This window comes from Natrialba aegyptia DSM 13077 (assembly GCF_000337535.1).
Lineage (GTDB): Archaea > Halobacteriota > Halobacteria > Halobacteriales > Natrialbaceae > Natrialba > Natrialba aegyptia.
Map to the genome: position 1 here is coordinate 266,456 of NZ_AOIP01000016.1, position 15,449 is coordinate 281,904.

Consider the following 15,449-nt stretch of genomic DNA (forward strand, 5'->3'; position numbering starts at 1 on the left):
CCATCGATATAGAAACGGATACCAAGAATATAAGGAGTGGTACCAGACGAAGGCTGTCGATGACTGACCGAACGGGCACCAGCGGGCGCATGCGCTGGCGAGAAAAGTGGAGAGAAGCCGTCGCGTAGACGCGACTAAACGTCGACTGAAAGACGGAAAACGGGAGGACGGACCGGTCTCACTCGGTTCCGACCCACTTCAGGATGAACAGCGTTCCCTCGAACAGGAGGATCATCGTGATCCCGACGATAATGGGGGCCATCCCCGTCGGGTCGAACGTGAACATGAACGCCAGTCCGAAGAAGGCCGCCCAGAAGTACAGCCGCTTATTGACGAGCCATCGACGGGTCGTCACACCCATCATAATCGCGAGCATTATAAAGAGCGGAATCTGGAAGACGACGGCGAGAAAGCCGATCAGCGTGATTATCAGGTCGAACGTATCACCGAGTGCATAAGCGATCTCTGCGCTGCCTTCCGCGTAGAACGTGAAGTACTCGAAGAGCACCGGCAACACCAGCACGTAGGAGAACAACATCCCGACGCCGGCAAGAACCACGCTCGTCGGGACAGCCGCGAGGTAGTACTTGCGCTCGTGCGGATACAGCCCCGGTTTCATGAAGCGATAACACTGGTAGACGAACATCGGCAGCGCCACCATGATCCCGAGCAGCGTCGAGACCTTGATTCGTGTCAACCACAGTTCGAGCGGCTGGTAGATATGGGGTAAGGGCACCTCCTCTGCCGCGTACGGGAACACGTTGTACCAGATGTGCTCGATCGCCCACGAGGCACCCAGTAGCCCGATCGCCGTCCCCGCAGAACCGAAGAGCAAGACCACGGCAAACCGAAGCACCATCTCCTCGATGTGGTCCGCAAGCGGCATTTCCTCGTCGTCCGGGGGCGTCGAGATTCCACCGACATCGTCGTCCGGATCGGGGTACTCGGGGCTTCCCGTCCCCGATCCGGTCCCGGTCCCCGTCCCCGAGTCGTGGCCACCACCGACGACTCCCTCACCGTCGGTTTCAACCGGTGGATTGGCATCGGTCCCGGTCGACGCCTCGGGTGAACTCGAAGGCGACGCTTCCGAAGGCGACGCTTCCGAAGGCGACGCTTCCGAAGGCGACGCTTCCGATGGCGAGTGCTCCTCGTCGGACCCGCCGTCTTCACGTGGTTCGTCGGGGTCCACACCGTTCCCCGTCTCCGCCGACTCGTCCGGCATCTATCGGGATATAGATAGGCGGGCGGTTATAGGCCTTTTTCTTGTACGCACTGGGTCACGGTACCGATCGACGCGTTCGTCTGCACCGGTCGCCGTCGAATGCGGTGAACGAGCGCGACGCGCGGTAGGAGACTCGAAAGGTTGATAACTGGATGTCAGTTACCCATGGTAGTAAATGAGTTCTGCCGTCGACGAGGATACCGCCCGTGCGATCAATACCGGGCGCGAAACTCTTGGTGCGATGCTCTCGAGCGTGCAGACACACCTTCAGAAGGTGTTTATCGTCTTCGTTATCGGCTTTATCGGCTCGTTCTACGCGTTGCGCGTCTTCATCTGGGACTTTCTCAAACAGACTGCAAAGGCGGAAATGTCGCCGTACATCGCCGATTCGACGGAGCTTATTACGCGGACTCCGTTCGAGGTTATTCTCTTGCAGGCCAAGATCGGGATGCTCGTCGGTATCGTCGTGTCGGTTCCCGCGTTACTGTACTTCTCGAGGGAGAAGTTGCGCAAACACGGCTACGACACCATCGTGCCCATCTCTCGGAGCTATATTGCGGGCTTCGTCCTGACCGCGATCACGTTGTTCTGCCTCGGGGTCGTCTACGCCTATGCGGTGTTCTTTCCGTACACGTTCGACTTTCTCGCCGGAAACGCCGTCAGCGCCCACGTCAAACCGAGCTTCGGGATCACCGAGTTCACCGAGTTCATCGCGCTGTTGACGCTCTCGTTCGGACTGGCGGCCCAATTGCCGCTGTTTATGGGTGTCCTCTCGTACACCGAGATCGTCCCCTACGAGACGTTCCGGGACAAGTGGCGGCACGCGATCGTCGGGATCACCATCTTCGGCGCGCTGTTCTCGCCGCCGGATCCGTTCACGCAGATCATGTGGGCGACGCCGATGGTCGGGCTCTACATCATCAGTCTCAGCCTCGCGAAGGTAGTTGCAAACATCCGCCGGCGCGGTGCGGCCGAGAGCGACGGAACCGGGACCGATCATATGAAACGAGTCGTCCTCCGGTTCGTCGGCGTTCTGGCTGTTGTCGCCATCGGAACCGGCGCGTTCGTTAATCAGGGTGGATTCGACTACCTCGGGGAAGCGGTCTACCCCAGCCTGCCGGCGTGGCTGCAACCCGGTCCCGAGGGCCCGTTCGGACTCGAATCGCTCGCTGCCGAGCACGGACTCCTCGGTGAGGCCGCTGTTGGGCTTACCATCGCTGCAGGCGTCGGCGTGCTCATCCTGTTCGCCTATACGATCAAAGTGCTCCAGGCACCGATCTACCCGCGGGAGGGAGCCATTCGAACGGCCGAATCGCCCGACGATGTCGACTTCGAGATGCTCACCGCCGAGGACGTGGAGGAAGTGCCAGCGTCCGTCTTCCTCCAGATGAAAGAGGAACAGGCGCTCGAGGTTTCTCGACAGGCGATGTACGACGACAACCGGGAGAAAGCCCAGGCAATCCTGAACCGGTTCGACTCGCTACAAGACCAACAGGCCGAGGACGGCACAACCGGCGATGGCGAGAGTGCAGCACTCACCCGGACCGATGACGGTGGCGCTGCCGAAGAGGAGGAAGGCAGCTTCCTCGCGGGTACGGCCGCCGGAATGCTCGATCCCTTCACCGAGGAAGAGACGACTGAGGACGACATCGGTGGCTACGCCTACGACATCGCCTTCATCCTCAACAGTCTCACCTCGAAGATGTTCCGCATCGTCGGCGTGTTTATGCTCGTCATGGGCGGAACCTTCTTCTGGCTTTACCAGGGTGGGATCGGCCAGATTCTCACGACGTTCCTCCATCGCGTTCCCGAATCGATCCTCCACGAGGTGGCCATCCGTAACGGGGTCGACCCCGCCGGGATGACGCTCCAGGAACTCATCACGGAGATGGACATCGTCATCGCACTCCATCCCGTCGAAGTGCTCATCTTCGAGGTCAAAGTGAGCGTCATCGCGGGGATCATCGCCTCGCTCCCGCTGGTGCTGTACTACGGCTGGCCCGCGATGAAAGAGCGCGGGCTGGTCCGGGGCGACCGCCGCATCTTCGTCGTCTGGGGCGGCTCGCTACTGGGCGGGTTCGCGTTCGGAACCTACCTCGGCTTCTTCTGGGTCGCACCGGCGGTCATCTCCTATCTCGTCTCCGACGCGATCGCCAACGGGATGGTCGTCTCCTACCGGATCAGTAGCTTCTTCTGGATGGTCATCTTCACGACCCTCGGCATCGGTTTCCTGTTCAACATCATCGTCACGATGGCGCTGTTCCACGTCGGCGGCATCATCAACTACCGGACGATGCTCCGACGCTGGCGACCGGCCGTCGTCGGCATCTTCACCGTCGCGGCAATCGCCAGTCCGAAGGGCGTTCTCACCATGCTGATGGTCGCCATCCCGATCGCCCTGACCTACATGCTCGGCCTCGGCGTCCTGTATATCCTCACCGGCGGGGGGCGGCTATTTGGTGGTAGCGGTGGCGGTGGTAGTGGCGAACAAAACGACGCAGACGCCGCCGCTACTGAAGGCGACACCGGCACCGATACCGGCTCCGGACCCCAACCCGACCCGACCACGTAGCGAACTCGTCCGACGGCTTAAGATGGGAGGCATGCGAACGCGTCCCTACGATGCCAAAGATCAGCGTCGAAATCCCGCAGGAACTACTCGAGGACTTAGACGACCACGTCGGCGACGACGGCAAGTTCGTCAACCGGAGCGATGCGATCCGGGCCTCGATCCGAAAAACGCTCGATATTCTCGACGAAATCGACGACCGACACGATCGACTCGACTCCGACGAATAAGTCCGTATTCACCCGGAAACACGACCGAACAGCAACAGGTCGTTACACGACGTACCGCTCAGTCTCGATCGATCCGTTGTGCGAAGCCGAAATTCGGCTTCACGTCCTCGACTCGAACCGTCACAACAGCTCCCGTCTCCGCCGCCGGAACGAACAACCTGTAGCCATCGACCGATGCGATACCGTCACCCTCGCTCCCGACATCGGTGATCTCGACCTCGAGTTCATCGCCCGGTCGCACCGGTGCGGTGAGCCGTCCCTTTCCGATAAAGAAGAGTTCGGAGGATTCGTCCCGCGAGGCCTTCGGGCTCGTGGCGCGAACGTACTGGAACTCCTCCTCGACATCCGCTCTGAACTCGTCGACGTCGGGGCCTTCGAAGATCTTCACGACGAAGTCGCCGTCGGTGTCGAGGAGTTCGAGTGCGGTTTCGAAGGCCTGGCGCGCGAGGTGGAGCGAGCGGGCCTGATCGAGCGAGTACTCGCCGGACATGTTGGGGGCCATGTCGGACAGCACAGCATCGACCTCGCCGCCTGCGGCGTCGATGACCCGGTCGCGCGTTCGTTCCTCGGTCATGTCCCCGCGGATGGTTTCGACGGTGTCGTGGCCCTCGATATCTTTGATGCGCTGCAGGTCGACGCCGATCACCTGCCCGTCGGGGCCGACGGCTTCGGCGGCGACTTCGAGCCAACCGCCGGGCGCGGCACCGAGGTCGACGACGGTATCGCCGCGCGAGAGGACGTTCTCGAGTTCGTCGAGTTGCTTGAGCTTGTAGGCGGCTCGGCTCCGGTAGCCTTCCTGCTTTGCCTTGTTGTAGTAGTGGTCCTTTCGTGCCATGCTCGGATAGTCAGTTGGCTGTGGTACACGGCGAAGACGGATAGGTGTCGCGAAGCGGAGTCACGCGTTGTGCGCGCGAATTTTTGAGGGACTTTGAGGGACTTGCGGAGGCGTCCGGACGAGGCGCGTTATCGGGACTCCGAGTCGCCGTCTGCTGCGTCGGTATCGGTATCGGCGTCGTCACCGGCGCGTTCGGCGCTCAAATCCGCGTCCTCGACGCGCTCTCGTTCCTCGAGATCGGCCTCCTCGTCGACGTCCGAACCGTCCCCGACCTCGGAGTCGATCCGCTCTGGGTCGACGGCCGCGTCGTCCCGTCGGCGTTCGTCGATGTTTCCGGGGGCGAGTTCAGCGTCCGAGCGCTCATCGAGTTCCATCTCGGGCTCGACTTCGGCGTCCGTGCGTTGGCCGACATCCTCGTCCGGGTCGAGTTCAGCGTCGGGATCGCGGCCGGTCAGTTCGGAGGGATCGACCTCGAGTCCGTGCCCTGCTTCTTCTTCGATCGCGTCCATTTCGTCGGCGGCGGTGTCGGCGGACGATTCCGTCTCGTCCAGTTGCTCGTCCGGGTCGATCCGGGGTTCGTCCTCGAGATCGTCGTAGAACTCGTCGTCGAGCATCGGCTCCGAGTGGTCGCGTGCCGTCGATCCGGGTCCTTCTTCGGTTCCGTCGACGCCGGTTTCGGATTCGGTGCTGGTTCCGGAGACCGGTTCGCCGGGGGTGTAGTCCGTATCGCGCCGGTCTGATCGGCGCTCGGCGGCTGCTCGTCCGTCCTCCTGTTGCTCGTCGCTCCTGAGACTCTCCTCGGGGAATGCCGCATCGAGTCGAATCGTCTCGTCAGTGATCTCGGTGACGGCGTCGTCGGTGAGCGCCACGGGCTCCTCGGTCTGGTCGCCCCAGTTGAGCGTCGCTTTGATCGAATCGGTAACGCCGGGATCGGGGTCGACATACACGGTTTCCGGCTCGACGGAGACGACGACACCGAGAAGGGCACCGTTTGCACTTTCGACCGTCTTACCGGCATCGTCGGCGGTGAACGTGGGGCACATGGCTGGGCGTAGCGTCGGCGGCGGGAAGCCACTCGTGCCTGCACACCACGGCAGAAAGAATCGGGGAAGCGCAGACCGCGGACCGGGGACGACAGGCGACGACGCGAGTGGCTTGGTGGAATCAATCGTAAAGGGTGCCTTTTTATGCCAACCGTTCGTATCCCGACGCATATGTTCAAGGCCATCGTGAGCGCGGAAACGCTCACCAGCGCGCTCGATTCGATCAGCGTGCTGGTCGACGAGTGTAAGATCCACCTGGAGGAAGACGGACTCGAAATTCGAGCCGTCGACCCCGCCAACGTCGGGATGGTCGACCTCTCGCTCGACGCGGCTGCCTTCGAATCCTACGAAGCCGACGGCGGGCTGATCGGCGTCGACCTCTCCCGACTCGAGGACATCGCAGGGATGGCCGAATCCGGCCAGCTCATCCAGTTCGAACTCGACGAGGAGACCCGCAAGCTCCACATCCAGATCGACGGGCTCGAGTACACGCTCGCGCTCATCGACCCCGACAGCATTCGACAGGAACCGGACATTCCGGATCTGGACCTGCCCGCCGAGGTCGTCCTCGAGGGCAAGGATGTCAACCGCTCGGTTACCGCCGCGGACATGGTCTCGGACCACATCGCACTCGGCGTCGACGAAGGCGACGACGCGTTCTACGTCAATGCGGAGGGCGACACCGACGACGTTCACCTCGAACTCACCCAGGAAGATCTGATCGATCTGCAGGCCGGTCCCGCTCGCTCGCTTTTCAGTCTGGACTACCTGAAGGACATGAACAAGGCGATCCCCTCGAACACCGAGGTCACGCTCCACCTCGGGGAGGAGTTCCCCGTGAAGATTTACTTCGGGTTTGCGGAGGGCCAGGGACAGGTCACGTACATGCTCGCGCCGCGGATTCAAAGCGACTGAATCCCTGCTCCCCTGAGACGAACTGAGCGGATGCACGCTGATCGGCCGGTGTGGGGGGAATACAACGGGCTTTCTGTCCTCGACTGCGATCTCGTCGAGTTTTTTGAGGTATGTCTGATACCCAAGACTATATCGATGCGGGAATAAAGCCTGCACAGCGACAGGACAGTCATTACGGAGCCACTACTGGAGGACCGGAGTATGCCCTCCAACGATGACTCGCCAGATAGCGCGGTCGCTGCAGATACCGATATCGCGGACGAACCGCACAGACACGCCAGTTCGTCGCTGGACGATCTCGACTATACAACCACGTTCGATCCGACTACCGACTGTGCAAGCGAAACGGTAATTATCACCGTCGCCGCCCTCACCGACTCGACGCCGGTCGATCTTCCGGCACTCGCACGCGTTATCGACCCCGATGCACTCGATGCACTGCTCGATCGCGCGGCACGGGACGACGACCGTGGCGTCCAAGAACTCTGGTTCACGTACGCCGGCTTCGATATCGGGCTCCGAAGCGATGGCAAACTCAGAATAACGCGAGCGACTACGTCGACGAATACAACGACGGCTTAGGTATCGGTGTTGGCCTGAGCGCGGGTCCGTGAACGGTTCCGCGTTCCAGTTCCAGTTTCAGTATCCCGTTCGCCGAGAAACGACACCAACGCATCAGAGACAGTGTCAGCCCGTTCGATACACGCCAGGTGTGAACCGCCCTCGATCAGTTCGAGTCGAGCATCGGGAATCGCCTCCTCGAGCAGCCGCGCGTTCGACGACGGAACCACCGCGTCGTCGGTCCCGTGGATTACCAGCGTCGGAACGCGAACGCGATCGAGTTCAGCGCTGGCGTCGAACGCGAGGGCCGCCCCGAGTTGGGCTTCGATCGCCGGTTCGGTTGCGTCTTGCTCGCGTCGCCACTCGATGATTCGGTCCATCAGGTGCGGGTTCCGGTTGGTGAACGACTCGCCAAAGACGGGACGCATCCGGTGACGGAGCGTTTCCCGTTCGTTCGCGCCCGAGGGCGTTTCGAGCAGCCGACCGGGGATATCCGCGGGAATCGCCATCGCGTCCGGACCGCCGTGGGTCGTCGCACACAGCGTCAGCGACGCCGCGCGGTCGTGCTGGATCGCGTACTGCTGGGCGACCATCCCGCCGAGACCAATCCCGACGAGATGCGCGCTTCGAGCCCCGGCATCGTCGAGAACCGCCTCGAGATCGGCCGCCAATCCATCGACCGAGTAGCCGGCCGGCTTTCGAAGGAGCGGCGACCGAATCCGACCCGGAAGTCGCGGAACGAGCGGTGGAAGTCCGGCATCCGAGCGCCCGGTCCCCCGCATGTCCGGCGCGATCACGGGCGCGCCGAACTCCCGAGCGACGGCCTCGCGCTGCCAGCGCCACAACCACCGCCCGTAGCCGATGTCCTGCAGAAAGACGATCGGGGTTTCGATCGCGTGACTCTCGTCGGTCGACTCGCGTTCGTCGCGGTCGTCGAACTCGTAGTAGATCGACACGCCGTCCCGCATCGCCCGTGGCATGCTCGACACAACGTTCCGGCCCCTCTTGAAATCGAGCCTCCCGTTCCGACCCGTGCGATCACCCGACGAAGCGACGGTGGACCGACGGGCGAGAACCGACTCGATCGAGGGGTAGCGGGGTAATACTATGTTATCGACACTATCGCACTCGATCGACAATCAGTGGACTTAATCCATCAGAGTAGTTTTCAATTACCGATGCAGCGACTGCACGCTCGATACCCGTTTCTCGAAGCCGCCCGCGAAACCGTGGCGACGGAGACGGTCGATTTAGCAACCGTCGTCGAGCAGGAGCGAGCAGTCGTCGAGCGCGCACGGAAACGCGTGATTACCGCGCTCGAAGACGGCGAGATCGGCGAGCCACACCGCGATCCCCGCACCGAACTGCTCTCTTACCCCGTCGCTCGCGTCCTCGTCTCGATGGTCGACGAACGCGTCCTCGTCCGCAAGTACGCCCGTGCCGAGGCAGCCACCGCTCACGAGCGGTTTACCGCCGACCTCGAATCGACGACCGAACTCAAAAGCGTCGAGTCGACCGGCCTCGAACTCGAGACCCTCCTTGAGGAGTTCAATTTACAGGAGACAGTGACTCCCGCACCCGCAAGTACTTCCCGCGGGGCTGGGACCGCCGCCGCGGCCGCCGACGGCGACGACATCGATGACGTCGACGAGTTCAGGATCGATGTCGGCACCTACCTCCCGCTGGCTGCGGACCTCTGGGACGACGAGTGGGGGCTGGTCAACCAGCCGCTGACGAACGGCGAGGTCCCGGTCGCGCGAGACGACCTCCTCGTGCTGTTGCGGGAAGCCATCCGCGACCGAATCGAGGAGGGCCTTCCCTTCGAGGTTCCCGACCCGATCGCGACGGGGCTGGAAGACGACGTCGCCGCCGTCCGGGACGTCCTCGCCGAACTCGATCTCACGCGCGACATCGATACCGTCGTTCCCGAACTCTTCCCGCCGTGTATGCAGGCGCTGTTGGATCAAATCCAGAAGGGCGAGCACCTGCCCCACCACTCGCGGTTTGCGATTACGGCCTTCCTGTCGAGCATCGGGATGACGACCGACGAGATCGTCGACCTCTATCGCGTGAACTCGTCGTTCGGCGAGGAGATGACCCGCTATCAGACCGATCACATCCGCGGCGAAACGTCGCCGACGGAGTACTCGCCGCCGTCGTGTGCGACGATGCAGTCCTACGGCGACTGCGTGAACAAGGACGACCTCTGCGAGCGCATTCCCCATCCGATGGCCTACTACGAGGAACGGATCGACGAGGCCGACGAGGACGAACTCGAAGACTGGCGAACGGCGGACGCAGAGACGGACGCCGACGGGAACGGGAAGCGCGAGGAGAGAAACGAGGGAACTGGAACGGTCAACAGCGACTGAGAGCGGCCGGCCACCACCGCTCGTACTTAAATAGCGTTCTGCGTCTCGAAGTCGTTGTCGTCATCGCCGTCCTCGGGGTCGTTCAGCATGTAGGCGACGCCGAATCCCGCCGACGTAATCACGAGAATAAAGCCGACGATTGCACCGACGAGCAACTGTGCGCCGCTGGGGGAGAGAGTCCCATCATCACCGCCGTACATCATTCCGATGGCGATCATCGTACCGAGCAATAGCAAAACGGCGGAGACGGCAACGACCAGTTCGATGAGACGCTCACGCTCGAGCATTACTGCTACTTTTATCGGGGCCGTCAAAAGCGCTTCGAACGGGCAACGGGGAGCGCACGGCAGGTGCGCCGGCCGGGTCGTGATTTAACTCGAATCGGTTACGGTTACGGTTACGCCGTTGCGACCGTTCGTTCGAGATCGCGCAACTGTTCGACGCGGCGTTCCGTCGAGGGGTGGGTGCTGAACAGGCGGCCGACGATGCCGGACTTCAGCGGGATGATGAAGAAGGCGTTCATCTCGGCTTCCTCGCGCAGGTCCTTATCGGGGACGTTATCGACCTCGCCCGAGATTTTCAGGAGTGCGGAGGCAAGGGCGGACGGATTGCCGGTGATCGCCGCAGCGCCGCGGTCGGCGGCGAACTCGCGGTAGCGCGAGAGCGCGCGGATGAGCAGGTAGCTGATGACCCAGACGACGAGCGAGACGAGGATGGCGACGAGAATGCCGCCACCGCCGCGGTCTCCGCCGCCGCGGCGATGGCCGCCGCCGAAGAACGCGCCCCAACGGACGATCATGAACGCGATGGTCGAGAGGAACGAGGCGATGGTCATGACCATCATGTCCCGGTTTTTCACGTGGGCGAGTTCGTGTGCGAGGACGCCGTCGAGTTCGTCGCGGTCGAGGGTGTTGAGGAGGCCGGTCGTGACGGCGACGGCGGCGTTGCGCTGGTTGCGGCCGGTCGCGAAGGCGTTCGGGACGTTCGAATCGACGACGGCGACCGACGGTTTGGGGAGGTCGGCCTGTTGGGAGAGGCGTTCGATCGAGCCATGGAGTTGCGGGTACTCGTCGGCCGAGACCTTCTTCGCGCCCATGGTCCGAAGTGTGAGCGTGTCGCTGAAGTAGTACTGGACGAGCGAGAAGCCGCCGAACAGCAGCGCGATCATCCACAGTCCGCCGCCGATGTACAGCGTGAGCACGCCGGCGAAGACGATGTACAGTGCAAACAGCAGGAACATCGTCAGAAACATTCGAGCCCGAAGCCCCCAATCCGACTGCCAATTCATAGACTCCCCTAGGGGCTCTGACGAAATAAGTATCATGACCGTGATGGGCGGTTCGTCGGTCGAGTCGAACCGGACGTATCAACGGCGGAACCGATAAACGGGCCGCCGGGGCAACCCCTTCGTTTCGCATGGAAACCCAGCGACGGGGGCCGTTCGATCCGGACGCATTCGACTTCCGTCTGACGGGCGACTGACGCCGCACGTGAACTCGTCGGACCCCCTCGTTTCGTGTCGAGTTCTCACGCTGTGAGACGTGATTTCAGAAATCCCCTCCAAAAGGAAAGAGGGGGCGTCGCAGTGGAGTGTACTGCAACCGTCGGTCGACAACTCTTGTGCCTGCACGAACGGAAGCCGCCGGCTGTTCGGGCAGAGAAACGGTACTACCGATCGGATAGAAAAGTAGTGACCCGTCCGAGAACAGGTCGCATGGTCGAACATGATCGGCGGAACGTCCTGAAGTACGCCGGCCTCGCGATGACCGGCGGAGCGCTCGCAACTGGCAGTACAGTTGCTGATACCACTGGGTCCAGAATCGGGGCTACCGGGACCGACGGATCGGCTGCTGAATCGCGCGGCTGGTCGTCAATCGGCGGGAATGCGGGCAACAACCCGGTCGTCTCGGCGGACGATGCGCCCGAGACGCCGGTCACCGTCGCCTGGGAGTACGACCAGGCCGGTCCGGCGGCGGTCGTCGACGGCACCGTCTACCTGACGACCGAGGGCGAGGTCCACGCCCTCGACGCGGCCGACGGCTCGGTCGAGTGGCGGACGGACGCCATCGGCGCGAGCGGTACACCCGCCGTCGCGGACGACACCGTCTACGTCGGCGGCGAGCGCCTCACGGTGATCGACGCCGCAAACGGCGACCTCTGCTGTCAGCACGACCTGGGCTACGACGAGGATATCGCCTCGCCCGTCGTCGCGAACGGCCGCGTCCTCACCGTCGGCGACGGAACGCTGTACGCGCTCGACGCCGCCGAACGCGAACTCGCCTGGGAGTTCACACCCGACGGCGACCCGCTGTACGAGCAACCCGTCGCCGTCGGTGGCGACGCCGCGGTCGCCGTCAGCGAGTCCCGGGCGTTCGCGCGTGAACTCGCGGACGGAACCGAGCGCTGGCGTCTCGACGAACCGGTCGGCGACGACGAACACAGTCGGTTCGCGAAGCCGAGCCATCGCCAGACGAGTTTCCCCGTCGCGACCGACGACGTGGTGGCGATCGGCAGCGCGGATACGGAGCCGGAAGCGATGTGGCCGCTCGGGTACACGACGCTGTACGACGTGGAAACGGGCGAGCAACGCGTGAGCAGCGCCCGCGCGGCGTTCGATCCGGCAGCGATTACCGACGCTAGACTCTACGCGCTGGAGTCGCACAACGCTCGGGGACACGACCGAGAAACCGGCGAAGAGGGCTGGGACACGGCGGTTAGCACGTATCAGGTGTCCTCGCTGGCTATCGGCGACGGCACCGTCTATGCGGGCCTGACGATTGACGGGGAGGCGTACGGTCCCGGCGAGGCACCCGAAGACGAAAACGGCGTGTACGCCTTCGACTCGGAGACCGGCGAGGTCGAGTGGAGCGTCGGAACGGACGACATTCCGACGATCGCGGTCACCGACGGGACGATCTACGCCAGTTCCGAGACGCTGGTCGCCATTCGCTCCGAGGGCGACGACCGCGACGCTGAGTCTGCCGACGGGGAAGGGAACGAAGACGAGACCGACGGCGAAAGCGACGGGGAGGCGGACGGTAACGGAACCGAGTCCGATAGCTCCGACTCCACCGACGGAAACGATACCGGCGAATCGTCGACCGGCGGCGCGAACGAATCGGAGTCCGGGGCCGGGAACGGAAGCGAAACCGGAAACGGAAGCGGAGACGGCGACTTGGGCGAAGGAAACGTCGAATCGGAAGCCGACTCGAACGAGGAGAGCGAGGGAATGCCCGGTTTCACCGCCGGTGCAGGTGTCGTCGGTGCCGCGGCGGGGATCGAAGCCCTCCGCCGCCGAACCGACACGGACGAGACGGACGAGTAATTCGGGACACTACCAGTAGTTGGGAATACGGTTTCTTTATTCAGTCATGGTGATGAACGTGCGTCGGTCGAGTCGTTACGTAGCGTTGCTTATCGACCGGTAAACTCCTATCTGGTTACTGTGATGTTCGTCCGTCCTGCTGAATACAGGGCGTGATATCGCGGGCGAACGTGGCCAGCAGAGACGAGTCAATCGGTGTCGAAGAGTCGGTCTCACGATCCGCAACGCGCAACGACGAGTTCAATCGGGACGACGAGTACCCGCTCAACGTGGGTCTGAACGATCTCGAAACCGGCCTCAGCGAGGACGCCGCTGACATCGAAAGGGCGACTGTCGACCAGCGTCGGAAAAACCTCGTTGAGTCGCGCGTAGAGTAGGGGGATGGGATCGCTCGCTGTAGCCGAGGGGCTGATGACACAGATTCGGCCCCCGGGTTCGAGTACGCGACGGAGTTCGCCGAGCACGGTTGTCCGGTGATCGTCTTCGAACAGTTCGAGCGTGAAGCTCACGAGAACGACATCGAAACTGTCGGAATCGAACGGCAACGCTACTGCATCGCCACAGACAACCGCGGACGGATCCTCGGTTTCGAGGCGATCCTGTGCGAGCCGACACATCTGCTCTGCAACGTCGATCCCGACCACGTGGCCCTCGGATTCGACAGCGTGCTCCAACGTGACGATCCCGCGGCCGGTCCCACAGCCGACGTCGAGAACGCGGTCGTCGGGAGACGCGCGGAGGGAATCGATTCCGCGTCGCCGAAGACGACCCTGAAAGGGATCGATGAGGACGTCGTAATACCGGCTGAGCGCGTTATACCACGCTTTGCTGTGGCGCGTCTGTTCCCGCGTCACTGTCCTGTCCGCTCTTCAGATCCGCGAGAGAACCGACGGAAGAGATAGACGAGACCGAATAGTAGTCCCCCACTAATCAGTCCGCCCACAAGTAGAATGAGCAGGATGAGGGTGGTAGGAATAGCAATGTTGGCAATCGGGAGCGTCGTCACCGAGCGAGGATCCACGATGATGGACATCGATCAATGGTTCACTTTTGCTACATTTATAAGTTCGTTTGTATTTATCGGCCCCTGTGCATCACAGGAGGGGGCCGTGTTGATCCGAGCTGAGAGGGAAACAACATTTGCTGAGCGACGACCGCCCACACGTACAGAGCGCGCCGTTTAACTCTCTCAGCCACCAATCGGTGATAATGAGTGATTCTCGCGCGTTCTGTCCCCGATGCGGGGACCCCGTTCCCGAGCGATCGGCCGACGAGGCCGACGCCGCCGACCCGCTGCGCCCCGGCAGCGAGGTCGATCTCTGTGACGCCTGCTATTTCGACGAGTTCGACTTCGTGGACGCGCCGGACCGAATCGACGTGCGTGTTTGCGCCCGTTGCGGGGCGGTCTACCGGGGGAACCGCTGGGTCGACGTGGGGGCGCAGGACTACACGGATATCGCGATCGAACAGGTGAGCGACGCGCTCTCGGTGCACGTCGACGTCGAGGACGTGGCCTGGCAGGTCGAACCCGAGCAGGTCGACGAGAACACGATCCGAATGCACTGTTTCTTCACCGGTGTCGTGCGGGGAACGCCGGTCGAAGAGCAGGTGACGGTCCCGGTCAAGATCGCCCGCCAGACCTGCACCCGCTGCGGCCGGATCGCCGGCGACTACTACGCCAGCATCGTCCAGATCCGCGCGGAGGGGCGCACCCCGACGAGCGAAGAAACCGAGCGCGCGGAGGAAATCGCCCACGATATCGTCGCCGACATGGAGGCGACGGGCGACCGCAACGCCTTCGTCACCGAAATCGGCGAGACCGACGACGGCCTGAACATCAAGGTCTCGACCAACAAGATCGGCAAGAAAATCTCGAACAAGATGGTCGAAGAGTTCGGCGGCACGATCAACGACGCCGAAACGCTCGTCACCGAGGACGAGGACGGCAACGAGGTCTACCGCGTCACCTTCGCGGTTCGCCTGCCGCCGTACACGCCGGGCGACGTTATCGAACTCGATGGCGACGACGAGGGGCCGGTCCTCGTCCGCAGCGCCCACGGGAACCTCAAGGGTGTTCGGGTGACGACCGGCGAACGATACGAGGCCGATTACGAGGAGGGGGCCTCGCCCGACGCCCGCAAACTCGGCGAGCACGAGGACGCCGTGGAGACGACCGTCGTCACCGTCGAAGACGAGAACGCCGTCCAAGTGTTAGATCCGGAAACGTACCGAGCCACGACCGTCTCCCGGCCGGAGTACTTCGATCCCGACGCCGAGACGGTGCCCGTCCTGAAGAGCCGCGCCGGACTGCACGTTCTGCCCGACGAGGGCGAGACGGAGGAGCCGACGCTGTCTCTTATACACATCTCTGATGGCG

At 62.8% G+C, this 15,449-nt stretch carries 14 protein-coding genes and 1 pseudogene (1 of these 15 cut by a window edge); 8 read left to right on the plus strand and 7 right to left on the minus strand.

Annotated features, from left to right (window positions below):
• Positions 1 to 178: 178 nt before the first annotated feature.
• Positions 179 to 1,222 (minus strand): twin-arginine translocase subunit TatC, encoded by a 1,044-nt coding sequence (gene tatC, locus C480_RS07960; RefSeq protein ID WP_006665102.1) that lies wholly within the window; start codon positions 1,220 to 1,222, stop codon positions 179 to 181.
• Between the two features lie 175 nt (positions 1,223 to 1,397).
• Here tatC and C480_RS07965 point away from each other — a divergent pair, with 175 nt between their 5' ends.
• Together C480_RS07965 and C480_RS07970 are read left to right on the plus strand one after the other, a co-directional pair.
• Positions 1,398 to 3,794 (plus strand): twin-arginine translocase subunit TatC, encoded by a 2,397-nt coding sequence (locus C480_RS07965; RefSeq protein WP_006665103.1) that lies wholly within the window; start codon positions 1,398 to 1,400, stop codon positions 3,792 to 3,794.
• A 50-nt stretch (positions 3,795 to 3,844) separates the two neighbouring features.
• Positions 3,845 to 4,021: a ribbon-helix-helix domain-containing protein gene (locus C480_RS07970; protein ID WP_006110673.1), complete on the plus strand. Its 177-nt coding sequence runs from the start codon at positions 3,845 to 3,847 to the stop codon at positions 4,019 to 4,021.
• Between the two features lie 58 nt (positions 4,022 to 4,079).
• On the opposite strand, the gene C480_RS07975 is transcribed toward C480_RS07970, so the two are convergent.
• Entirely contained in the window at positions 4,080 to 4,856 is a 777-nt protein-coding gene (locus tag C480_RS07975) for a 23S rRNA (uridine(2552)-2'-O)-methyltransferase (protein ID WP_006665104.1), read from the minus strand.
• A gap of 128 nt (positions 4,857 to 4,984) precedes the next feature.
• Positions 4,985 to 5,899, minus strand: coding sequence for a putative sodium/potassium/calcium exchanger (locus C480_RS07980; protein WP_006665105.1), 915 nt, complete (start codon positions 5,897 to 5,899; stop codon positions 4,985 to 4,987).
• A 171-nt stretch (positions 5,900 to 6,070) separates the two neighbouring features.
• Here C480_RS07980 and C480_RS07985 point away from each other — a divergent pair, with 171 nt between their 5' ends.
• Together C480_RS07985 and C480_RS07990 are read left to right on the plus strand one after the other, a co-directional pair.
• Positions 6,071 to 6,814, plus strand: a complete 744-nt coding sequence (locus tag C480_RS07985; RefSeq protein WP_006665106.1) for a DNA polymerase sliding clamp — start codon at positions 6,071 to 6,073, stop codon at positions 6,812 to 6,814.
• Positions 6,815 to 7,015: 201 nt separating this feature from the next.
• On the plus strand, positions 7,016 to 7,396 hold the full coding sequence (locus C480_RS07990; protein ID WP_006665107.1) for a HalOD1 output domain-containing protein: 381 nt from the start codon (positions 7,016 to 7,018) through the stop codon (positions 7,394 to 7,396).
• On the opposite strand, the gene C480_RS07995 is transcribed toward C480_RS07990, so the two are convergent.
• Positions 7,393 to 8,355, minus strand: coding sequence for an alpha/beta fold hydrolase (locus C480_RS07995; protein WP_006665108.1), 963 nt, complete (start codon positions 8,353 to 8,355; stop codon positions 7,393 to 7,395). The two genes, C480_RS07990 and C480_RS07995, sit on opposite strands and share 4 nt — an antisense overlap.
• A 198-nt stretch (positions 8,356 to 8,553) precedes the next feature.
• On the opposite strand from C480_RS07995, the gene priL reads away from it, so the two are divergent.
• The gene (gene priL / locus C480_RS08000) at positions 8,554 to 9,747 is read left to right on the plus strand and encodes a DNA primase regulatory subunit PriL (protein WP_006665109.1); all 1,194 of its coding nucleotides are present in this window, start codon (positions 8,554 to 8,556) and stop codon (positions 9,745 to 9,747) included.
• A gap of 26 nt (positions 9,748 to 9,773) precedes the next feature.
• On the opposite strand, the gene C480_RS08005 is transcribed toward priL, so the two are convergent.
• Positions 9,774 to 10,034, minus strand: a complete 261-nt coding sequence (locus tag C480_RS08005) for a DUF7472 family protein (protein ID WP_006110680.1) — start codon at positions 10,032 to 10,034, stop codon at positions 9,774 to 9,776.
• A gap of 110 nt (positions 10,035 to 10,144) precedes the next feature.
• Positions 10,145 to 11,035: a zinc metalloprotease HtpX gene (gene htpX / locus C480_RS08010; protein WP_006665110.1), complete on the minus strand. Its 891-nt coding sequence runs from the start codon at positions 11,033 to 11,035 to the stop codon at positions 10,145 to 10,147.
• Between the two features lie 426 nt (positions 11,036 to 11,461).
• Between htpX and C480_RS08015 the strand changes: the two genes are divergently transcribed.
• The gene (locus tag C480_RS08015) at positions 11,462 to 13,072 is read left to right on the plus strand and encodes an outer membrane protein assembly factor BamB family protein (protein ID WP_006665111.1); all 1,611 of its coding nucleotides are present in this window, start codon (positions 11,462 to 11,464) and stop codon (positions 13,070 to 13,072) included.
• A gap of 212 nt (positions 13,073 to 13,284) precedes the next feature.
• Here C480_RS08015 and C480_RS08020 read toward each other — a convergent pair whose 3' ends face one another.
• A complete protein-coding gene (locus C480_RS08020) occupies positions 13,285 to 13,926 on the minus strand; it encodes a class I SAM-dependent methyltransferase (RefSeq protein ID WP_006665112.1) in 642 nt (213 codons plus the stop codon).
• Positions 13,927 to 14,281: 355 nt separating this feature from the next.
• On the opposite strand from C480_RS08020, the pseudogene C480_RS08030 reads away from it, so the two are divergent.
• Together C480_RS08030 and C480_RS08035 are read left to right on the plus strand one after the other, a co-directional pair.
• Positions 14,282 to 15,400: pseudogene (locus C480_RS08030) on the plus strand (60S ribosomal export protein NMD3); the annotation flags it as partial.
• Positions 15,401 to 15,430: 30 nt separating this feature from the next.
• On the plus strand, positions 15,431 to 15,449 hold the 5' end (the start) of the coding sequence (locus C480_RS08035; RefSeq protein WP_086009649.1) for a class I SAM-dependent methyltransferase. The gene runs 1,289 nt beyond the window's last position; the window shows 19 of its 1,308 coding nt (coding positions 1-19); the start codon lies at positions 15,431 to 15,433; the stop codon falls past the right edge of the window.